Raw genomic sequence first — 20,933 nt, forward strand, 5'->3', positions numbered from 1 at the left:
AAACTCTTTGGCTTACCGCGCGGGGTAAGGCAGAGACTTTGAAACTCTCTGGCTTGCCGCGCGAGGTAAGGCAGAGACTTTAAAACTCTTTGGCTTACCGCGCGAGGTAAGGCAGAGACTTTAAAACTCTCTGGCTTACCGTGCGGGGTAAAGCAGAGACTTTAAAACTCTCTGGCTTACCGCGCGAGGTAAGGCAGAGACTTTGAAACTCTCTGGCTTACCGTGCGAGGTAAGGCAGAGACTTTGAAACTCTCTGGCTTACCGTGCGAGGTAAGGCAGAGACTTTGAAACTCTCTGGCTTACCGTGCGAGGTAAAGCAGAGACTTTGAAACTCTCTGGCTTACCGCGCGAGGTAAGGCAGAGAAATTAAAACTCTCTGGCTGTTGAGGCGGTTATTGACCTGTGCGGATGCTAAGCCACTATTTATCAGTCATTTGTGGAGTATCGCTGGTCTGCTTAGCTGCCAGGAAGGTCGTTTCCTCCATCCTTATATATATGTAAGTTCCTAACTACGGTTGACTCATGTCGCCGAAATCTGACCAAAAGGCTGTGACGCAGGGTCACTGCATGATAACGGCTTGGCTAAGATCAGGGCGCCGGGATGTCGCATGTCGACGTGCGACATCGAATTGAGGGGCCTCGGTTTCGGACACTCCTTGACCAGCAACCCGCTCTAAAAATACTATCCGCAGATCGTGCAACCCTGTGATGAAGGTGTAATCCGATCATTGCCGGCGGCAACTCCTTGTTCCGCCGCAGTTGCGCCGTGGATTCTGGCGGCGACGATTCTTGGATCGAGTCTGGCGTTTATCGACAGCAGCGTCGTCAACCTTGCGCTGCCGGCGTTGCAAGCGGATCTAAACGCGACAGTGGTCGATGCGCAATGGGTCGTGGAGGCTTACGCTCTTCTCCTGGCTGCGCTGATTTTGGCCGGAGGATCGCTGGGCGACATTTACGGCCGCAGGCGCACATACGCCGCCGGCGTCGTCCTGTTCGCCGCCTCGTCTGTCTGGTGTGGGCTCGCGCCGAATATCCATCAGTTGATTGTTTTACGGGCGTTGCAAGGGATCGGCGCCGCGCTGCTCATACCAGGAAGTCTCTCGATTATCAGTGCCTCCTTCGATGATCGCGATCGAGGCCGGGCTATCGGTACATGGTCGGGGTTTACGTCGATTGCCGCTGCAGTGGGGCCGGTTCTCGGCGGCTTCCTGATCGAATACGGCTCATGGCGGTGGGTGTTTTTCATCAATGTTCCGATCGCCGCAGTCGTTCTGATCCTGACGTTCTTGCATGTACCGGAAAGCCGGAACCCTCGCGCGGCCCCCAGGCCCGACTGGGTGGGCGTCGGCCTTGCGGCTGCCGGACTCGGCGGCCTCACATACGCACTGATCGAATCGTCGCAACGAGGTTGGATGGACCCGGCGGTGAAGACTGCCCTTTTGGCAAGCGTGTTGGCGCTGGCCGCGTTCGTCGTCGTCCAGGCGAAGAGCAAGGCGCCGTTGCTTCCGCTCGCGTTGTTTCGGTCGCACACTTTCAGAGGGGCGAATCTGCTGACTCTGCTTCTGTATAGCGCACTGAACGGCCTGCTCTTCTTTTTTCCTCTGAATCTGATTCAGGTTCAGGGCTACTCCGCGACGGCGGCAGGCGCCTCGATGCTGCCGTTCATCCTGTTGATGTTTCTTTTGTCGCGGTGGTCGGGCGGACTGGTCCATCGCTACGGGCCCAAGCGACCGCTTGTATTCGGCCCGGCCGTGGTGGCACTCGGATTTGCCCTTTTCGCCGTTCCGTCAATCGGTGGTAATTATTGGACGACGTTCTTTCCAGCGGTCGTCACGCTTGGCCTCGGAATGGCGATAAGCGTCGCGCCGCTTACCACCACGGTCATGAATTCCGTTCCTCAGGAGTTCGCCGGCACCGCGTCGGGAATCAACAATGCGGTTTCACGGCTTGCCGGAGTGCTCTCGATCGCAGCATTTGGCATCATTATGCTTGCGAGTTTCGACCAGCATCTCTCCTCCCGTTTGGCGGGAATGAATCTGGGGCCGCAACTCCAGGGAGAAATCGGAAATCAGCGCGTGAAACTCGCGGCCATCGAAATCTCTCAACGGATCGATAAGACATTGGCAGCTGAAATCCGGAGATCAATTGATGATTCATTTGTGGCTGGTTTCCGTCTTGTCATGATCATTGCGTCGGGATTGGCCATCTTGAGCGCGGTAGCCGCGGCTTTAATGATCGACGGTAAATCCGAACGTTGACTACAAAACATCACGGCTCTGATTCAAGAAAGTGATTACGTTGTCCGGCTGAGCTGCTGACCGAGGAAAGCCGCGGCATCGTCCAGCGCGTCCCGTGCCTCGTCCAGCAACGCTGCACTGGTGTGCCAGACATGAAACATATCGGGCCAAACGTCCAGACGTATACGGACTCCTGCGGCCCCCGCCCGCGCCGCAAGCCGGGTGGCATCATCGAGGAGGACTTCCGCCGACCCGACCTGTATCAGCAGAGGAGGCAAGCCCTTCAGGTTCGCATATAAAGGAGAGGCTCCCGGTGTCCGCGGAGGTGTCGCGCCGAGGTATGCCCCTGCCATTTCTCGAAGTCCATCGGCTTCAATCAATGGATCTTGCCTGGCTTTCGAGGTTAATGAATCCGAGCGGACATCCAGATCAACCCAGGGTGAAATGACAGCGGCTCCGGCCGGCAGCGGCAGGCCCAGATCGCGCACCGCCGCTAAAGTGGCGACTGTCAGCCCACCACCACACGAGTCTCCGGCCACGACTATCGATTTCGGATTCGTGCCCTGATCGATCAGCCAGCGATAGACGCACACCGCATCTTCCAGTGCCGCCGGAAAAGGGTTCTCCGGCGCAAGCCGGTAATCCGGGATCAGCACGCAACTTTTTAAGCGCACGGCGAATTCACTACCCATCGGCCGATATGCCTTTGCGCTTCCGATCACATAGCCACCACCATGCAGATACAGAAGGACACGGCCGTCGACGGCTTGAGATGGAATACACCAGGACGCCGGAATCCCGCTTACCGATTGCTGCTCAAAGGCCACTCCCGGCGGAATTGGCGCCTGCATCAGCATCTCGTCGAAGGCGTTCCGTATTTGAGGGATATCGCCAACCATCTTCGATTTGTATTGCGCCAGAATCGGACGCAATTGCTCCAACTGTGCTTTGCCCACGAGAGGATTCTCCTGGTGCATGATTGTGTCACAGAATCGCCGAACATTCAGGCAGGCGAGTGGATCACCTTTTGTGTAACAAGGTCGTAAGTGTTAGTTTTTTTGACAAGGTTTTTAGCCGCAGATGACGCAGATGACGCAGATGGGGCGCAACAACGAACTTTGGAGCCGCCCCATCTGCGTCATCTGCGGCTAAAAAAGTTGGTTGGCGGCATAGCCGCGCTATGCCTTTTGTGGCTGATCTCTTCGTTGAATCCCGCAACACCTTGACGCACTCCCGTCCATGGCACGCCATTTGCGTTAGCCCCTCTGTTGAGGAGGTGGCAAATGACTTATCTTGCAATTCCGATCATGGTTTTTCTGACTGTGCTCCTCCTCGCAGGCGTCGCTTTGATCGCCGATGCCGGGCGCCGTATTTCGCGTGGCGAAAGGAAGTAAAACATGTGGTATCTGCTGAAAGTTAACGCTTTAGTTGCGGCTCTTATTCTTCTTGCGGCCGGCCTGGTGATCTTTGCGATATGGATCTGGACGGAAGCGAAAGCACTCGCCGCCGCGCGGTATCGAATTTCCGAACGCGTTGCCACGTTCACGAACGACCCTCGGTTTTTCGCGAATCCCCTCACGATTTCGCGACGCAGTTCGCGAAATCGGCAAGGCGTTCACGCCACAATTGACACATATCAGTAACTTACGGATTGGCGCGCCGGTTGCGTTCCCATGCCAGAGAAGGAGGAAATGAAAATGAAGAAATCAATTCTAGCAACCGCAGCAGGTCTGGTTCTTTTCGCCACCGCAGCCATGGCGCAGGTGGAGCAGCCCTCACAAATCACTGTTGAAGGGACGGGTTTGTTTACCAGGGATTCAACGGCAGATTCGGGAACGACGCATAGCGCGACGAATTCAGGCGGACTGCTTGTCGGGTATTCATATCAGTTCAGCCACTGGGCCGGCGTCGAAGGGAACTACGGATATTCCCGCAACACTCAAGATTACGTGGGAACGTTCGGCGAATCCTCGGTTCGCACCAATACCCATGAAGTGATCGGCTCGTTCGTGGTTCACATCCCGATCCATGCCGCTCACTTCCGGCCCTACGCCCTGGCTGGCGGCGGCGCGCTGATTTTCGATCCGGTCGATAGTTTCGGGAACGGAATCGACCGGCAGTCCCGTGGGACTTTTGTCTATGGCGGCGGCGTCAACTTTGACGTCACGCATAATTTCGGTGTTCGGGCCGAATACCGTGGACTGATTTATAAAGCGCCCGACTTCAACGTCACCGCTCTGAATCTCGACAAAGTGACTCACCTCGCACAACCCTCCATCGGATTCTATTTCCGATTCTAACTCGCCAATCTCCCCACTACAGACGGCCGTCACGAAGACGGCCGTCTGCGGCTTCTCACCGTGAAGGAGGATCAATGGATAAGGCAATCATTCACTTGAAAGTTCAGTTTGACGGTGCGACTCAAACACTCCGGCTTCTTGTTCCCGCCTTTGAGGCATTGCTCGAGCCGGATGAAGTGTACGAGTTGAATGTTCCCGTTCACATGCATGACGAGACCGAGGTGGAAGGTCTTCTCTCGACCGAAAACCCGGTTATTGCGCACGCTTGAGGCGATGGGCATTCCGGATGCTTTGATGCATCCGATCCGCATAGCGGTTCAGGGTTCCAACGAGTCTGTGATTCTGCGAAACAGGTTTTAGCCGCAGATGACGCGGATTACGCAGATGGGGGCGCATTCTAAGTCGTCTTCTTACGCCCCCATCTGCGTAATCCGCGTCATCTGCGGCTAAACAAACTTTGACGGATTTACCCGCGAGTCCCTGGGCCGCCTGGCGAAAACCGGTGCCGAAACAGGGCCAATGTGCTCAAATTAATCTTGCCGATGCGCTCACATAAGCTTGTCGAGAGTGATAGGCAGGTCCCGAACGCGCTTCCCCGTCGCGTTGAAGACTGCGTTGGCAACCGCTGCCGCCACGCCGGTGATGCCGAGTTCGCCGATTCCACGCGCACCCAGAGGGGCATTTTCATCGGGTATATCGTTGTAGATGATTTCGATGTCCGGTATGTCGCGATTCACGGGAATATGGTATTCGGCAAGCGACGGATTCATGATGCGGCCGCGACGCTCGTCGAATAGAGTCTCCTCCGTCAGCGCCATGCCGATTCCCATGACGATCCCTCCGCGAAACTGGCTGGTGGCGGTCTTTGGGTTCAGAACCCGGCCGCAATCGAACGAGCCCAGCCACCTCGATACTCGCACTTCACCGGTTTCTTCGTTGACCCGGACTTCGCAGAATTGCGCACCATAGGACGCCATCGCATATTTCATCATCTCCGCCGGCGGGGCCGATGATGGCTCGGCTTCCACCGATGCTTGTCCGGCTTTTTGGAGAATGGCCGAGTAGGTTTCGCCGCGTGTCTTATCGTCGCGCCGGAACAATCCGCTATCACGCGCTTCCACTTGTTCGTGCGCGGCGCCTGCGAGCGGTGAATCCGAACGTTTCTGCGCCAGTTCGAGCAGTTCGCGATGGAGTTGCGCCACGGCGGCGTCCACCGCCGCGACTATGCTCGCGGTCTGATTAGAGCCACCCGCAATGATCGGCGTATCGGGCAACCCGGAATCCCCATATTGAAATGTGACCCGATTCAGCGGCAAGCCAAGACGATCGGCGGCATTCTGAATCTGCGTGGTCGCCAACCCCATTCCCATCTCGTTTCCGGGCGTCTGCACCATCGCCGATCCATCGGCAGAGATCCGGACGCGAGCCTTCGCTGGAAAACGGAGATAGGGATAATAGGCCGTGGCGACACCCTGCCCCACCAGCCATTTGCCGTCACGTTGCGAGCGCGGCGCGGGGTTGCGTGCATTCCACCGGAACTTCTCTGCGCCGCGGCGGTACGCTTCCGTCAGATTCCGGTTCGAGAATTCGACACCTCTAATGGGATGTTTCCCGGGCTCGTTGATCCTCCGGAGTTCAATCGGGTCCATCTTCAGTTTGTCCGCGAGTTCGTCCATGGCGGACTCCAGCGCGAATGTGCCGATCGATTCGCCGGGAGCGCGCATCCACGTATTGGTGACGGTGTCGAGGTAAACGACTTTCTGGCCGATATAAAAATTGGGTGAAGCATAAAGAATCCGTGGCGGAAACGTACATTGTTCGGCATAGCGCCCGCTCAGTGTTGTTGCCGTCAATCCGGTGTGGATCAGGGCCGTCAGCTTGCCGTCCTTCCGGGCACCCAACCCGACCTGCTGTTCCGCGAGCGTGCGTCCGCCGACCATTCGGAAAACCCCTGCTCGCGACAACACCAGCTTTACCGGACGCTCCACGACTTTTGCCGCGGCCACGCACATCGCGGTGTTGCTCCATTGGCCCTTGCCGCCGAAACCGCCGCCAACATATGGCCCAACCACTCGAACATCTTTCATTTTGAGGCCGAATATATAGGCCAGTGTATGAGCCGACAGGTTAACCGACTGCGTGGACTCATATACCAGCAGACCGCCGTCCTTGTTCCAAACGGCGATGGTCGCATGCGGCTCGATCGCGTTGTGGTTGTAGCGCGGCGACCGGTAAACATGGCTGACGCTTACATCCGCTTCCCGCATACCCTTGTCCGCATCGCCGATTTTGACTTCGGGCGGCTCGCCCAGGATGTCGGGAGGCACAACGGCTTTGGCTTTCATGCCTTCGAAGGAAACATCCGGCGTCTTCGTTTCATATTCGACGCCGACCAGGGACGCGGCATATTCGGCTCGCTCCGCCGTTTCGGCGACGACAATGGCCACCGGTTCGCCGTCCCAGTGCACTTCCGCGTTCTGCATGATCGGAAGATCGCTCATCGCAAAACCCTTCGACAGGTCGTGGAAGTCTATGGGCGCCGGCGCCTTCATCCGCGGCATATTTTCATGAGTGATGACGGCCAGGAGACCCGGCACCTTTTTGGCTCGTCCGGAATCGATCTTGCGGATTCTTCCTTTGGCGATGGTGCTGTAGACCAGCGCCGCATACGCCATGTTGTCCACTTTGAATTCGGCCGTGAAGCGGGCTTCGCCGCGCACCTTGGCCTCGCCGTCGACGCGCTGAAGAGGCTGGCCGACATAGTGCCGGCTGTCTGTAAGCGTGCTCATCGCATACCTCCCGCTTCCGCCAATTCGCTCAGGGCGCTGACGATCGTACGCTTCGCCAATTCGATCTTGAAGTTGTTGTAACCGTATCCCCGGGCATCGGAAAATTCGGCTTCGGCCGCACGCTGGAATGTTTCCCGGCTTGCTTTCTCGCCGGCCATAACCTGCTCCGCGCGATAAGCGCGCCACGGTTTCGGTGCGACACCACCCAGTGCCAAACGCACGTTGCGGATTTCACCGTTCTCTATTTCAAGCGCTGCGGCCAAGCTGACCAGTGCGAACGAAAAGCTAGCCCGATCGCGAACCTTCCGGTATCGCGACTGCGCGGCGAAGGCGAGAGGAGGCAACTCGACGGACGTAATCAACTCACCCGGCTTGAGAACCGTTTCAACCTGCGGCGTGTTTCCCGGCAAGAGATGAAAGCCGCTGAAGGGAATCTTCCGCGGGCCTGCCGGACCATCGACTCGGACCGTCGCATCGAGAGCCGCCAGCGCGACGCACATATCGGATGGATGCGTGGCGATACAGTGTTCCGAGGTGCCCAGAATGGCGTGAATCCGGTTAAACCCGTCGATCGCGTCGCATCCCGATCCCGGGCTTCGCTTGTTGCAGTTTGAGGCTTCATCGTAGAAGTAATAGCAGCGGGTGCGCTGCATAATATTGCCGCCGACAGTAGCCATATTCCTGATCTGGCCGGAAGCGCCGAACAGGATCGCCTGCGACAAGACCGGATAGCGCCGGCGTATCAGGTCATGGTTCGCCACGGCGGTGTTCTTCACCTCCGCGCCGATGGAGATGCCGCCATCCGCCGATTCGGTAATGCTGGTGGACGGCAATCGCGTGACGTCGATCAGCGCGTCCGGTTGCTCGATGTTCTCCCGCATCAGATCGACCAGGTTGGTCCCTCCGCCCAGGAATTTTGCGTTCGGGCGCGTCGAGATGAGAGTCAGCGCCTGCTGGGATGTTTCGGCGCGGGAGTAGCTGAAATTCTTCATCGCGGCACCTCCGAGGCAAACACTTGGCGAATGGCGGCTCGGATGCCGACGTAAGCTCCGCAGCGGCACAAGTTGCCGCTCATCCGTTCCTGGATTTCTTCGTCGGAGAACTCTATCGCTTGCGTGGACACGTCTGCGGTAACCGAGCTCGGCAATCCGGTTTGAAACTCGTGGATCATGCCCACTGCCGAACAGATCTGCCCAGGCGTGCAATATCCACACTGAAAACCGTCGTGATCCACAAACGCGGCCTGCAGTGGACTCAACTTTCCGTCCGTGGCGATACCCTCGATTGTCGTGATCTCCATGTCTTCGTACTGAACCGCCAGCGCGAGACAGGAAAGGGTCCTTTCCCCGTTGCACAGGACGGTGCACGCGCCGCAAGCTCCCTGATCGCAACCCTTCTTCGTGCCGGTCAGGTTCAGATACTCCCGCAACGCATCAAGCAGGGAGACGCGGGGCTCCACTTCAAGCGCGCGCGAAGTGCCATTGACTCGCAGCGTCATGTGAATTGTCGCAGGAGAGGAAATGATCGCGGCCTCATCCCCGTCTGTCACTGGATGCCGTTTTTTCATAGTGCTCCTTGGGGCTTGTTCTGGTCAGCACGTCCATTGCCGCTGGAACATCCGGGCGAACTGCCGATTTTAGCGATGCATGCCGGTCCGCCGCCAGATGGTGTGGCATTTCAGGACCGATCCGTGAACCTAACGGGGCCTCTCAGTTTGCGATCGGTTTCAGGTTTTCGCGAGCCTCTTCGCGATTTTGCGTAGAGATTCGCGAGCCGAAGCTTTTCCTACCCGCCCCTTCTTAACGATTTCAATGACTTAGGATTGGCACCCCTGTTGCGCTCGACCGCACATGTATAAGGAGGAAGACAATGGGTAGGCTCTCAGGAAAAGTTGCGGTTATTACGGGCGGGAATAGCGGGATCGGGCTGGCTACGGCAAAGCGTTTTGTCCAGGAAGGCGCTCAGGTAGTGATCACAGGGCGCCGGAAGAAAGAATTGGATGAGGCCGCCGGTGCAATCGAAAGGAACGTCACGGCGGTAGAAGGGGATGTATCGCGCCTTCAAGACCTGGATCGTCTTTACAGCATCGTGGGTGAAAAGCACGGGCGGATCGATATTTTGTTCGCGAATGCAGGGATCGGTTCCGTGTCTCCTCTCGGAACGATCACGGAGGAGCAGTTCTACCGTCAGTTCGACATCAACGTCAAAGGACTGCTGTTCACCGTTCAGAAGGCGCTGCCGTTGTTCCAGGATGGCGGCTCGATCATTCTGAACGCGTCAGTCGCCGGGCGAAAAGGCTTCGGAGGGTTCAGCGTCTACAACGCCACGAAGGCTGCGGTCCGCTCTTTCGCGCGATCGTGGACCTCCGACCTCAAAGACCGCAAGATTCGCGTCAATTCGATCAGCCCGGGACCAATTGAAACTCCGATTTTCGGCAAGATGGGTCTTAGCGACGAAGAATTCACACAGTTTTCAAGCATCATCGCGCAAATACCCGCCGGTCGCGTCGGCCGGCCGGAAGAAGTTGCGGCTGCCGTCTTGTTTCTGGCGTCCGAGGAAAGTTCCTTTGTGACAGGCGTGGATTTTTGCGTCGATGGCGGCATCGCGCAGATCTGAGTAGTATCCGCAGATCGTGCAACCCTGTGATGAAGGTGTAATCCGGTCATTGCCCGCGGCAGCTCCTTGTTCCGCCGCTGCTGCGCCGTATTGACGGCAGCGCAACGGCTGCGCAGTCAAAGGCTTCGATTCACGATTTCGAATCGTTGGGCCTGAGCGTGGATTCTGAAATGCAAGAATTCAGACCGCATACCTGGAGCGCCTGCGCCACCACCCATCGCCGGCCGTGATGTCCAGACTTTTCGGTCTCGAACGCATCAGGAGGAGCGGCCGGCCAAAACCTTCCCACTCCTCGCCGAGTGAATTCTCAATCACTTCGAGATCCGATTCAGACGACAGCAAGCCATCGTGCAACGCTCGACGCGCCTCGGGCAGAAGCTCCGCGGCGCAAAGCTCGCCGGCAAAACAAAACAGGAACTCCCATAAGCCGGACCGCTTCCGTTCCAACTTTTTGTTAAATAACTCGCGGAAATACAGGATGGCAGCCGCGCGGTCAAGCCGGCCGAATCCTACGAGATACGGAATACTTTCGAGGGCCGCGATGCGAGCGACCATGCTGGCGTCCCGGTTTTCTACAAGCAACTGAATGGCTTTCGTGTCTGTAGCAGTGTACGCGAGGGCGCGTGCAAATTCGCACATAATGAAATCCCCGCTGAGCGGCTCGAGAAATTTGGCCGGCAGCATGCCGAAACGGGTTAAGAGTCCGTGGGCACGGGGCTCGCGAAATTGTCCAAGGAGATAGATCGAATATAAGTGGGCCGTATAGTCCGCCAAAGGGTCGACTTGAGCCCACATTTCAGGAGCGTTTTCGAGAGTCAGCAGCGATTTCCGAAGAATCTCCAGCAACTCCGGCGCAATTTCCTTTTTCCTCTCCATAGCGGCTTCAACGGCTTCTCTTTCAAATCTGCCGGTCGCCCGATGGATGCGGTCCAATATTTCGCTGATCTCCACGTTCAGTCACCCTGCAGTTTCGGCCACATCGACGTATACAAACTTAACCTCAATATATCGAAAATGACGGAACGTCAAGCGCCGCGCGCAACGGACGCCGGCAATGTCTTTATTCGCCGTTCGAACTCCTGGCGGGGCAAGGTCCAGGCACTCGCGGACGAACTTTCGGATTGGACCGCCTCGCGCGGAGCTGGTTTCTTCATTCCTCCCGAGCCCGCCATGTTCCCGGCACTGGCCACGGTCAGTTCGTGGGCGAGCACTCAGCGATACGAACCTGCCGCCGTGAGCACGTTTTTGCAGGTCGCCGATTACTATCTTGTGGCACAGGCTCTAGGCGGCGGCCAGACAGTTGTCACCCATGAAGTGCCTTCCGCCTCGGTGCGTAAGATCAAGATTCCGGATGCCTGCATCGGGCTCGGCATTAAGTTCATGACACCGTACGAAATGCTGCGCCGGGAACGGGCGCGCTTCATACTGGGGGACGCATGAGCCGTCAGACCAACGAACGGGCCTTCGAACTGCATGCGGAGGAAGTCCTGATCCAACAAAGCGGCTGGCGATCTGGTACCAACGCCGAGTGGGATGTCCGGCGCGCTCTCTTTCCTGCGAGAGTGTACTCATTTCTCGAAGCCACTCAGCCCAAGCTATGGTCGGAAATGCGCACCCTCCATGGGGCGGGGCTGGAAAACCTGATCATTGGCGCACTAATCAAAGAACTCGACCTCAAAGGCGCGCTGCACATCCTGCGTCACGGGTTCAAGTTTTATGGCAAGACATTCCGGCTCGCGTACTTCAAGCCTGCGCACGGTCTCAACGATGAAGTATTGGCGCTTTACGGCCAGAATCAGCTCACGATGACTCGCCAGGTGCTCTGTCATCCGGACACGCATGACACCGTGGATCTTCTATTCGCAGTCAACGGCCTGCCCGTCGCGACCTGCGAACTTAAAAATCCCGGCACCGGTCAGAACTGGCGCCACGCCGTGCGTCAATATCAGAAGGATCGCGATCCTCGGGCGCCACTGTTCGCCTTTAAGACTCGCGCGCTGGTCCACTTTGCCGCCGATCCGGATGAAGTGCATATGGCGACTCGACTGCGCGGCGAGACGACTCATTTCCTACCTTTCAATCGCGGCAGCCACCCGGGAGAGGTCCAGTGCGGGGCGGGCAACCCTCAGCACTCCTCCGGCTACCGTACCGGTTACTTCTGGGAAGACGTACTGCAACGCGACAGCTTCCTCGACATCCTTGGGCACTTCATGTTCGTGGAGAAGAAAGAGGAAAAGGTCGCAGATGGCAAGGGCGGCCAGCGATTTGTCACGAAAGAGACCATGATCTTTCCCCGCTATCACCAGCTCGACGCAGTGCGAAAAATTGTTGCTGTGGCTCGTGGCGAGGGGGCGAGCCGGAACTATCTCATCCAGCATTCGGCCGGAAGCGGCAAAACCAACAGCATCTCCTGGCTTTCACATCGACTGTCGAGTCTGCATGACGGCCATGATTCCAAAGTGTTTGATTGCGTGGTTGTGATCACCGATCGCCGTGTGCTCGATCAACAAGATGCGATCTACCAGATCGAACATGCCCAAGGCGTGGTCAAAGCCATCGATCAGGACAGCAAGCAACTCGCGGCAGCGCTGATCGACGGCACAAAAATCGTGATCACGACCTTGCAGAAGTTTCCGTTTGTGTTGCGCGGACTGCTGCACGCGGCGGGCGCGGAGACGCAAGAGAAGGCCACAGCAGAGGAGAAAGCACAGGCTAAGGTCTGGGAGATCGAGATCGCGAAGCGCCGCTACGCCGTGATCGTTGACGAGGCACACTCCAGTCAGACCGGCGAGACAGCGCGTGAGCTAAAAGCGATTCTCGGCGCCGGCGTCCCAGATGATTCAGAGGGCGAATCCGAAGGCGAGTCCGATTGGGAAGACAGGCTCAACCAAATCATGGCCTCGCGCGGCGGGCAATCGAACCTGAGTTTCTTCGCCTTCACCCCTACGCCAAAGGGCAAGACGCTCGAACTATTCGGGCAACCGGGAGCCGGAGGAAAGCCCGAAGCCTTCCACATCTATAGCATGCGGCAGGCGATCGAGGAGGGGTTTATCCTCGATGTGCTGACCAATTACACGACATACACCACGTATTACAACCTATTGAAGGCGGCCGAAGACGACCCCAACCTGCCGAAAAAGAAAGCGGCGTTGGCGCTCGCGAAGTTCATGACGTTGCACCCGCACAACATCGAACAGAAGACGGAGGTGATCGTCGAGCACTTCCGGCGTAGCGTGAAGCACCGGCTGTGCGGGCGCGGAAAGGCCATGGTGGTGACCGCGTCACGGCTGCACGCCGTCCGATACAAGCTCGCGTTCGAGCGCTACCTGACGGAAAACCTTTATACGGGCATCCGTGTTCTGGTTGCCTTCAGCGGTACCGTGCGCGATCCGGAAACAGCGCGCGATTACACGGAACCGGGCATGAACACCGACATCCTGACGGGCCGGTCCGTGAGTGAGAAGGAATTGCCGGCTCGCTTTGAATCCGACTACCAGCTGCTGCTGGTCGCCAACAAGTATCAGACGGGATTCGATCAGCCACTGCTGTGCGCCATGTACGTCGACAAACGGCTTGATGGCGTTCAGGCAGTGCAGACGCTCTCGCGGCTGAATCGCATGATCCCGGGCAAAGACGCTCCCTTCGTGCTCGACTTCGTCAACGATGCCGAGAACATCTTTCGGGCCTTCAAACCGTATTACGATAAAACCGAATTGGCCGAGACGACAGATCCGTCCATGCTCGACAGTTTGAAGCATGAACTCGACGAGGCGCAGGTCTATCACTGGAGCGAGGTTGAGGCGTTCGCCCAGGTGTTCTACAAGCCTATAGAGCGGCAGGGTACGTCAGATCACGCTCACATGCAGCGCCCATCTGCAACCCGGAGTAGACCGTTTTAAGTCGATACTCGAGGATGCGAAGCGTGGCGAGTTTCGTGAGAAGCTCGCGGGCTACGTCAGGGTGTATGCCTTTCTAAGCCAGATCGTCCCGTATGCAGATCCTGATCTCGAGATGCTTTACAGCTACGGGCGATTCCTGTTGCCACACCTCCCTCTTGATCGCGATACGACGATCTTCAAGGTCGGCGACGACGTGGCGTTGCAATACTACCGGTTGGAGCGAGTCTTTTCCGGCGCAATCGCCCTCAAGGAGGGCGAGATACAACCCATTAAGAGTCCAAGCGAGGTAGGTACCGGTAAGGTAAAAGACCAGAAGGCGCCGCTGTCTGAAATCATTCAGGTGCTTAATGAGCGCTTCGGCACCCAGTTTACCGAGGAGGATAGGCTTTTCTTCCAGCAGATCAAAGAGAAGGCTTGCAAAAGCGAACAGGTCATTCAAACAGCGATGGCCAATCCGCTCGACAAATTCGAACTGGGTATCCGCAAACTGATCGAGAGCCTGATGATCGAGCGTATGGACGAGAACGACAAGATCGTTACGCGGTACATGTCGGACCAAACTTTCCAGGGGACCGCATTTCCCATCCTTGCCAGGGAGATTTTTGATGCTGTACGAGAAAAGGCAGCAGTCCGGGATGCAATCCGCGAAACTCACTCGACTGAAATTGATCCGACTGGTGTCTAGGAGGCCGATCAGATGATCTGGTCTCCGCCAAAAAATTCGCCTGGTGGACCGGACGGAGAGGTTTACTCTTGGGAGGATAGCATGGCAAATGCGGTTAAGCACTTGATACAGCAAGGGTCGTTGGGGTCCTGTCGGTCCTCAGCACGGCGGGTATCGCCATCTACCGGTTCTTCACCGGCGCCGGCACAAATGTGAACCGGTTCCAGCTCCTGGTGAAAGATGAATAAGGAGGCGGCCGAACATATGAAGAACGAGATCGATCAACGGAAGGCAAATCAATGAGCCGATCGGATCTTGCGCGAGCTGGAGGCGCTGTACCAAAAGAACCACGACAGGGTCGTGGACCTCGTATATCGGACAACGGGCCAACGCCTATAACGTGGCGCGCGCGTCCTGGCTGGCATACCGGGGCGCGATCGTGACGAACACTGCGCCGGATGCGTATCTCCAGCAGCTCAATTAATGCGCTGCTAGTTCTTTAAGTAGTTTCGCCAGCCGCCGAAGCGTGTGATTTCCTGCGCAGAGGCCAATCCTGCCTGCTCGCAGATGAAGCCCTTGAGGACGCTGCCGTCTTCAAGCGTGATGCTGCCGATTCCCAGCGGCGCGGGAATTGCGGCGACGAAACTGCCAAATGTGTTTTCAGGAATGGCCCAGACTTCGACTTCGATGCCGGAGCCCGAAAATTCGGGGTCGCGGACGAGGCCGGGTTTCGGTGGAGTGGTTTCCAGAGCGTATAGCCGGTATTCGGGAGAGGTGCGGCACGTTCGAATCAAACGTGCTCCTCGATCGGTGAGCTGGTAATTCAAAGGTTGGCCCGTCAGGTGGGCGCCCGCCACAGCGACAGGAACGCATCCGGGCGCTGTATCCGCTTTCGCGATTTCCCCGAGATACCGGCCGGAAAGTTGCAGTAACGCTCCATCCGTAAATGCCGGGCCGATGAAGGATACCCCGAAGGGCAACCCATCGCGCCGGAAGCCCGCCGGAACGGCGATCGCCGCGAGATCCATCAGGTTAACGAAGTTCGTGTAAAAACCCAGGTTGGAATTTGACCGGACCGGATCGGCGAGCACCGCTTCCAACCGATAGATGGTTCCGGCTGTCGGAAGCAGCATGATGTCCATCTCGGACCATTGGGCGGCGGCGCGCTGCTTGAGCGCTTCGAGCTGGTAGGCGCTCTTGTAGGCATCAGCCGCGGAGTACTTCATTCCACCGAGGATGATGTTTTTCACGATCTCGTTTACGCCCTCGGAATGCATCTGCAAAAACTCGCCGACGGCCGCGAAGCGCTCTGCGACCCATGGCCCGGCGTACAACAATTCGGCAGCCTCGCGGAACACCGAGTAGTCGATCGTGACAGCGGTACCTCCCATGCTCTCGAGTTTCTCGATCGCTTTCCGAAACAGCAAAGGCGTCTCGCTGTCACCGAAGAACTTCAACTGCGATTCTTCCGGAACTCCGAATCGGAAAGCTCCGGTCAACCATGGCGCGGCAGCCGCGCCGGGTGGGAACGCGCGCGAATATGGGTCGCCGGCATCGAAGCCCTTGGCGGCTTTCCATATGGTTTCCGCATCCGCGGCCGTTCGCGCGAATATCGAAACGCAGTCGAGCGAACGGCAGGCGGGCACGACACCACTGGCGCTCAGCAATCCACGGCTCGGTTTCAGTCCGATCAGGTTATTGAATGCGGCCGGAACGCGGCCGGACCCCGCCGTATCCGTGCCCAGAGAGAAAGCGCACAAGCCTTTAGCGACGGCGACCGCGGAGCCGGAACTCGATCCCCCCGAGATGTATCTGGAATCGTAGACGCTCGAGCATGCACCGTACGGCGACCGCACGCCCACGAGGCCGGTGGCAAACTGGTCCATGTTGGTCTTGCCGATCAGTATGGCTCCAGCATCGATCAGCCTCTGGACGACAAATGCAGAATGGTCCGGTTCATACGCGAATGACGGGCAGCCGGCAGTGGTGGCCATTCCGGCCACATCGAAGTTGTCTTTAACGGCGAACGGAACCCCGCCGAGCGGCAGTCGGACATCAATGGACGCCGCGCGCTGGACGGCATCTTTTTCGTTTACAAGCGATATCCAGACCGGTCGTTCACCCTCGGAGCGGATGCGGCTGTAGACTTCCTCGATGACACGAACAGGCGTGGTTTTCCCGGACCGGTAGCCTTCGCGCAAGTTCTCGATCGTCGTCATGGGTCACCCGTGAAGCCGGAGCGTCGCCAGATTCTGCCCGGCCATTACCATTCCACCGCGCGCGCAGTGGACGCCTTCGACCACGCCGTTGGCGGGAGCGACGACCACGAACTCCATCTTCATCGCTTCCAGCACGAACACTCTTTCACCTGCGCCGACCCGCTGTCCTGGCTCCACTGCAACCTGCCACACGCTTGCCGTCATCGGCGAACGCACGGCTTCACATCCATCCGGAATATCCGCTGTAACCGGCGGCACGTCATCGTTCGATCGATCGACAAATTCCGGCTGTCCCGCCATTGCCCAGCGCTCTCGTTCCGCCAGAAATGCTGCCTGCTGGCGCGCTTTGAATCTGGCCGCGTCCGATGATGTCTTCTCGATGAATTGATGATACTTCTTCAGATTGAAGTCCGTGTGCTCGATCTTCAACGAATATTTGCCGTGAGGAAACGCGTCACGAATTTCGAGCAACTCCTGCGCAGACACAGGGAAGAAACGGATCTGATCGAAGAACCGCAGCAGCCACGGCGTTCCGGGAGTGAACTCGGCTGTACTTCGATGCGTATTCCACATCTGAACGGTGCGGCCCACAAACTGATAGCCGCCGGGTCCTTCCATTCCATAAACACACAGATAGGCTCCGCCGATGCCGACGGAATTCTCGGCGGTCCAGGTCCGCGCGGGATTGTATTTCGTCGTCACCAGGCGATGCCGCGGATCGAGCGGAGTAGCAACCGGCGCGCCGAGATAAACGTCTCCCAGGCCGAGGACAAGATAGTTCGCGTTGTACACGATATGACTTACGTCTTCGATCGTATCGAGTCCGTTGATGCGCCGGATGAATTCGATATTGCTCGGACACCATGGCGCGTCGGGACGGACAGACTGCATGTATTTGTGGATTGCGAGTTGGGTTGCCGGATCGTCCCATGACAGCGGCAGATGCACGGTCCGCGTGGGCAGCGTTACATTATCGAGATCGGGCAGGGCTCCTTCACATGCTTCAAGACATGCGATCAATTCCTCACGGCGGAGAATGGCGCTGTCGTAATGAACCTGCAACGACCGGATACCGGGCGTGATGTCGATGATGCCGCGAAGATATTGCTGCCGCAGAATGCGCTCGAGTTGATGGATGCGAAAACGGAGATTCAAATCGAGAACATTAGGACCGGCCTCGATGAGCAGGTAACGATCGCCGGATGCGCGGTAGACGGTGCCGCGATTCTGATGCAGGACGCACGGTTCGGTTTCAGAAATGCGGTAGAAGCGGACCGTGTCCCCCGGCCGCAGCTGGCCTAATTTCCAGAGTTCGTCTTCGACAATGACAACCGGGCATACGAAGCCGCCGAGACTTGGACCGTCCGGGCCGAGCAGGACCGGCATATCGCCTGTAAAATCCATCGCGCCGATCGCATAGGCGTTGTCATGAATGTTTGAAGGATGGAGTCCCGCTTCACCGCCATCTCTGCGCGCCCATTTGGGTCGTGGGCCGATCAGCCGCACTCCCGTCCGGTCCGAGTTGTGATGGACTTTCCAGGAGGTGCGGAAAATCGTTTCGATGTCTTCTTCCGTGAAGAAGTCAGGCGCGCCGTGCGGCCCATACATTACACCGATTTCCCATTCGTGACCGTAACGGGGAATGGGGAATAGAGGGGGGGCGCACACCTGATTTCCTGAACTGCGGAATTCAGGTGTGCGCCCCCCCTCTGTTCCCCATCGAATCATGTCTCCGGTTCGGAGTGTCCGGCCCGCGTGGCCGCCGAACTTGCCAAGAATAAAGGTGGACCAGCTTCCGAGATAGACCGGAACATCAATGCCGCCTCGAACGGCGATATAGGTACGCGAGCCCTCCGCTGCGGCGTTGAGACGCAAGATTGCCCCCGCATTTACGTCGACGGCTTGCCATAACGGAATCGCTTTCCCATCGAGCCGCGCGCTCATGTCCGCACCTGTAATTGCGATCACCGCATCCGAGTGGAAACGGATCGCCGGTCCGGTCATCGTGCACTCGAGCGCCGCCGCCGATTCCGGATTTCCGACGAGGCTGTTCGCGACCCGGAACGCCAGCGAATCCATCGGTCCCGAGGGCGGCACGCCGACGTGCCAGTACCCGAGACGGCCGGGAAAATCCTGCACGGTTGTCTGCATCCCGGGCTCGACGATTTCCATCGCGCGAGGTTGATAGGTCACTCGGCTCAGAAAGCTTGTGGGATAGCCGCCGATAGAGAACTCGGGGTCGGCAATGACGGTGCGAAGGTAGTCGAGATTCGTTTCTATCCCGTCGAATCGCGTGACGGACAGGGCGCCCATCAGTTGCTTCACAGCCTCATCGCGGGTTCCGGCGTGAACGATAATCTTCGCCAGCATGGGATCGTAGAAGGGAGTGACTTCGGTTCCATTCTCAACCCAGGTTTCGCACCGTGCGTCTGCCGGCAACAGCACATTCATCAAAGTGCCCGTGCTCGGGCGGAACGCGTGCGCCGGATCTTCCGCATAGATACGTACCTGGATGGATGCGCCATGCGATGCAGGCCGGATCTCCTGGAGTGAACGAAGCTCTCTGCACCCGAGGCGGACCATCCACTCGACCAGATCCACGCCCGTAACCTCTTCCGTAACGGCATGCTCTACCTGCAGGCGGGTGTTCACTTCCAGGAACGAAAACTCTTCGCGATCGGAATCGTACAGAAATTCCACCGTGCCCGCCGAGCGATACTGCAAAGCCGCAGTCAGCCGTTCCGCCATCCCCCAAAGCCGGCGGCGGATTTCATCGCGCAGATGGGCTGCGGGCGTTTCCTCGACCACCTTCTGGTTACGGCGTTGCGCCGAGCAATCGCGTTCTCCGAGCGCAATGACATTCCCGTTTCCATCGCCGAAAATCTGTACTTCAATATGCCGGGCTCTCTCGACGTAGCGTTCCAGGTAGACTCCGGCCTGGCCGAAGTTCGCGGCTCCGAGACGTGAAACGGACGCGAAGTGTTCATTCAATTCGCCCGGCGTCCGGCAAATCTTCATGCCGATGCCGCCGCCTCCGGCCGTGCTTTTGAGAATGATGGGATAGCCGCAGCGTTCCGCTTCCTGCAGCGCATGATGGAGATCCTGTAGAAGTCCTGTGCCGGGCAGCAGCGGAACGCCTTCGCGAAGGGCAATCTCGCGGGCTCTGTGCTTCAAGCCCAGGGCGCGCATTTGTTCTCCAGTCGGGCCGAGGAAGACGATGCCGGCTTCCTCGCAGGCTTCGGCGAAACCGGCGCTCTCGCTCAGGAAACCATAACCCGGATGGATGGCTTCGGCTCCTGTCCTGCGGGCAGCTTCGATAATGGCGGCCTGGTTCAGGTAACTTTCAGCCGCGGGTGCTGGTCCCAGCAGCACAGCGGTATCGGATTGCGCAACATGCCGGGAGTGCCGGTCGGCCTCGGAATAGACGGCCACCGGCGACACGCCAAGCTTCCGGAGAGTGCGGATGATCCGGCATGCGATAACACCTCGATTCGCAATCAAAACCTTGCCGAACATAGCCATTACTTTACTGGCTGCGCCCTATCGGGCTTGCATTCGCTTGCGCTCATGCTGCTGGATCCCAGATCAGCACGCGAATCGGCGTCGGATTGTACGCATTGCAGGGATTGTTCAGTTGCGGGCAATTGCTGATCACAGCGAGGACATCCATTTCGGCACGCAGTTCGACATATTTGCCGGGACCGGAGACGCCGTCTTGAAACGTGAGCCCGCCATCGGGCGCGACGGGGACGTTCATGAAGAAATTGATGTTGTGCGCGATATCGCGTTTTTCGAGGCCGCGGCCCCATCCAATGACGGCTTTGACAAAGCTCTGGCGGCAGGCGTGCATATAGCGCTTATCGATCGCGTACCGGACCATGTTGCTCTCGGCCGCGCATGCTCCGCCCAGTGTGTCGTGGCGTCCGCATGTATCGGCGACGATCGTCAGCAGAACGTTGCCCCGTGATGACATCAGGCTCGTTGCGGTCGAGAGGTAGATGTTTGCCTGTTCGCGAATCGTATCCTGTGCGGAGTAGCGGTCTTCGTAATCGTGCGCATTGTAGAACAACGTGTCGGCGGCCTGGTTGCCTTCGACATCGACGATCCGGAAATATTGTCCCTTCAAGATCTCATATATCCACGGTTCTCCTGCCGGGACGACGGCGTCATATCGGGCTTTCGCGGGATCGAGCAGACTCTCTTTCATAA

Annotated in this window: 16 protein-coding genes; 8 read left to right on the forward strand and 8 right to left on the reverse strand. The window is 57.9% G+C overall.

The window, feature by feature from the left end; translation table 11 throughout:
- Positions 1-728 precede the first annotated feature (728 nt).
- Positions 729-2,258, forward strand: coding sequence for an MFS transporter (locus tag VGK48_17970; protein HEY2383067.1), 1,530 nt, complete (start codon positions 729-731; stop codon positions 2,256-2,258).
- A 35-nt stretch (positions 2,259-2,293) separates the two neighbouring features.
- Here the strand turns inward: VGK48_17970 and VGK48_17975 are convergent, their stop codons facing one another.
- Positions 2,294-3,193 carry an alpha/beta hydrolase gene (locus tag VGK48_17975; GenBank protein ID HEY2383068.1) on the reverse strand — a complete coding sequence of 300 codons (900 nt, stop codon included), beginning with the start codon at positions 3,191-3,193 and terminating at the stop codon, positions 2,294-2,296.
- Positions 3,194-3,634: 441 nt separating this feature from the next.
- Between VGK48_17975 and VGK48_17980 the strand changes: the two genes are divergently transcribed.
- The 3 genes from VGK48_17980 to VGK48_17990 all read left to right on the forward strand — a co-directional run bounded on the left by VGK48_17980 (position 3,635) and on the right by VGK48_17990 (position 4,806).
- Positions 3,635-3,880 (forward strand): hypothetical protein, encoded by a 246-nt coding sequence (locus tag VGK48_17980; protein ID HEY2383069.1) that lies wholly within the window; start codon positions 3,635-3,637, stop codon positions 3,878-3,880.
- A 54-nt stretch (positions 3,881-3,934) separates the two neighbouring features.
- Entirely contained in the window at positions 3,935-4,537 is a 603-nt protein-coding gene (locus VGK48_17985; protein HEY2383070.1) for an outer membrane beta-barrel protein, read from the forward strand.
- Between the two features lie 74 nt (positions 4,538-4,611).
- The gene (locus tag VGK48_17990) at positions 4,612-4,806 is read left to right on the forward strand and encodes a hypothetical protein (GenBank protein ID HEY2383071.1); all 195 of its coding nucleotides are present in this window, start codon (positions 4,612-4,614) and stop codon (positions 4,804-4,806) included.
- A 279-nt stretch (positions 4,807-5,085) separates the two neighbouring features.
- On the opposite strand, the gene VGK48_17995 is transcribed toward VGK48_17990, so the two are convergent.
- Genes VGK48_17995 through VGK48_18005 form a run of 3 tightly spaced genes read right to left on the reverse strand, consistent with a single transcriptional unit; the run spans position 5,086 to position 8,824 of the window.
- Positions 5,086-7,326: a xanthine dehydrogenase family protein molybdopterin-binding subunit gene (locus VGK48_17995; protein HEY2383072.1), complete on the reverse strand. Its 2,241-nt coding sequence runs from the start codon at positions 7,324-7,326 to the stop codon at positions 5,086-5,088.
- Complete coding sequence (locus VGK48_18000; protein ID HEY2383073.1) at positions 7,323-8,318, reverse strand: xanthine dehydrogenase family protein subunit M; 996 nt, start codon at positions 8,316-8,318, stop codon at positions 7,323-7,325. Before VGK48_18000 ends, VGK48_17995 begins: the two co-directional genes overlap by 4 nt.
- A complete protein-coding gene (locus VGK48_18005; protein HEY2383074.1) occupies positions 8,315-8,824 on the reverse strand; it encodes a 2Fe-2S iron-sulfur cluster-binding protein in 510 nt (169 codons plus the stop codon). The genes VGK48_18000 and VGK48_18005 overlap by 4 nt, the downstream gene beginning before the upstream one ends.
- 371 nt (positions 8,825-9,195) lie before the next feature.
- Between VGK48_18005 and VGK48_18010 the strand changes: the two genes are divergently transcribed.
- Positions 9,196-9,942, forward strand: a complete 747-nt coding sequence (locus tag VGK48_18010) for a glucose 1-dehydrogenase (GenBank protein ID HEY2383075.1) — start codon at positions 9,196-9,198, stop codon at positions 9,940-9,942.
- Positions 9,943-10,122: 180 nt separating this feature from the next.
- Here the strand turns inward: VGK48_18010 and VGK48_18015 are convergent, their stop codons facing one another.
- Positions 10,123-10,893 (reverse strand): DUF1186 domain-containing protein, encoded by a 771-nt coding sequence (locus VGK48_18015; GenBank protein HEY2383076.1) that lies wholly within the window; start codon positions 10,891-10,893, stop codon positions 10,123-10,125.
- Positions 10,894-10,956: 63 nt separating this feature from the next.
- Between VGK48_18015 and VGK48_18020 the strand changes: the two genes are divergently transcribed.
- The 3 genes from VGK48_18020 to VGK48_18030 all read left to right on the forward strand — a co-directional run bounded on the left by VGK48_18020 (position 10,957) and on the right by VGK48_18030 (position 14,526).
- On the forward strand, positions 10,957-11,382 hold the full coding sequence (locus VGK48_18020) for a DUF4411 family protein (protein ID HEY2383077.1): 426 nt from the start codon (positions 10,957-10,959) through the stop codon (positions 11,380-11,382).
- Positions 11,379-13,841: a type I restriction endonuclease gene (locus VGK48_18025; protein HEY2383078.1), complete on the forward strand. Its 2,463-nt coding sequence runs from the start codon at positions 11,379-11,381 to the stop codon at positions 13,839-13,841. The genes VGK48_18020 and VGK48_18025 overlap by 4 nt, the downstream gene beginning before the upstream one ends.
- A 112-nt stretch (positions 13,842-13,953) precedes the next feature.
- On the forward strand, positions 13,954-14,526 hold the full coding sequence (locus VGK48_18030) for a hypothetical protein (GenBank protein ID HEY2383079.1): 573 nt from the start codon (positions 13,954-13,956) through the stop codon (positions 14,524-14,526).
- Between the two features lie 470 nt (positions 14,527-14,996).
- Here the strand turns inward: VGK48_18030 and atzF are convergent, their stop codons facing one another.
- From atzF to VGK48_18045, 3 genes are read right to left on the reverse strand one after another with little or no spacing between them, the layout of a single operon-like run.
- Positions 14,997-16,724: an allophanate hydrolase gene (gene atzF / locus VGK48_18035; GenBank protein HEY2383080.1), complete on the reverse strand. Its 1,728-nt coding sequence runs from the start codon at positions 16,722-16,724 to the stop codon at positions 14,997-14,999.
- A 3-nt stretch (positions 16,725-16,727) separates the two neighbouring features.
- The gene (locus VGK48_18040) at positions 16,728-20,240 is read right to left on the reverse strand and encodes a 5-oxoprolinase/urea amidolyase family protein (protein ID HEY2383081.1); all 3,513 of its coding nucleotides are present in this window, start codon (positions 20,238-20,240) and stop codon (positions 16,728-16,730) included.
- A 49-nt stretch (positions 20,241-20,289) separates the two neighbouring features.
- Positions 20,290-20,931, reverse strand: a complete 642-nt coding sequence (locus VGK48_18045) for an urea amidolyase associated protein UAAP2 (protein ID HEY2383082.1) — start codon at positions 20,929-20,931, stop codon at positions 20,290-20,292.
- Positions 20,932-20,933 lie beyond the last annotated feature (2 nt).

The organism is Terriglobia bacterium (assembly GCA_036496425.1).
GTDB lineage: Bacteria > Acidobacteriota > Terriglobia > 20CM-2-55-15 > 20CM-2-55-15 > 20CM-2-55-15.

What these genes read in the sequence shown, in the direction of transcription:
- VGK48_17980 (HEY2383069.1), top strand. Translation starts at nt 3,635, where the DNA reads ATGTGGTATCTGCTGAAAGTTAACGCTTTAGTTGCGGCTCTTATTCTT.
- VGK48_17985 (HEY2383070.1), top strand. Translation starts at nt 3,935, where the DNA reads ATGAAGAAATCAATTCTAGCAACCGCAGCAGGTCTGGTTCTTTTCGCC.
- VGK48_17990 (HEY2383071.1), top strand. Translation starts at nt 4,612, where the DNA reads ATGGATAAGGCAATCATTCACTTGAAAGTTCAGTTTGACGGTGCGACT.
- VGK48_17995 (HEY2383072.1), bottom strand. Translation starts at nt 7,326, where the DNA reads ATGAGCACGCTTACAGACAGCCGGCACTATGTCGGCCAGCCTCTTCAG.
- VGK48_18000 (HEY2383073.1), bottom strand. Translation starts at nt 8,318, where the DNA reads ATGAAGAATTTCAGCTACTCCCGCGCCGAAACATCCCAGCAGGCGCTG.
- VGK48_18005 (HEY2383074.1), bottom strand. Translation starts at nt 8,824, where the DNA reads ATGACGCTGCGAGTCAATGGCACTTCGCGCGCGCTTGAAGTGGAGCCC.
- VGK48_18010 (HEY2383075.1), top strand. Translation starts at nt 9,196, where the DNA reads ATGGGTAGGCTCTCAGGAAAAGTTGCGGTTATTACGGGCGGGAATAGC.
- VGK48_18020 (HEY2383077.1), top strand. Translation starts at nt 10,957, where the DNA reads ATGACGGAACGTCAAGCGCCGCGCGCAACGGACGCCGGCAATGTCTTT.
- VGK48_18025 (HEY2383078.1), top strand. Translation starts at nt 11,379, where the DNA reads ATGAGCCGTCAGACCAACGAACGGGCCTTCGAACTGCATGCGGAGGAA.
- VGK48_18030 (HEY2383079.1), top strand. Translation starts at nt 13,954, where the DNA reads ATGCTTTACAGCTACGGGCGATTCCTGTTGCCACACCTCCCTCTTGAT.
- atzF (HEY2383080.1), bottom strand. Translation starts at nt 16,724, where the DNA reads ATGACGACGATCGAGAACTTGCGCGAAGGCTACCGGTCCGGGAAAACC.
- VGK48_18040 (HEY2383081.1), bottom strand. Translation starts at nt 20,240, where the DNA reads ATGTTCGGCAAGGTTTTGATTGCGAATCGAGGTGTTATCGCATGCCGG.
- VGK48_18045 (HEY2383082.1), bottom strand. Translation starts at nt 20,931, where the DNA reads ATGAAAGAGAGTCTGCTCGATCCCGCGAAAGCCCGATATGACGCCGTC.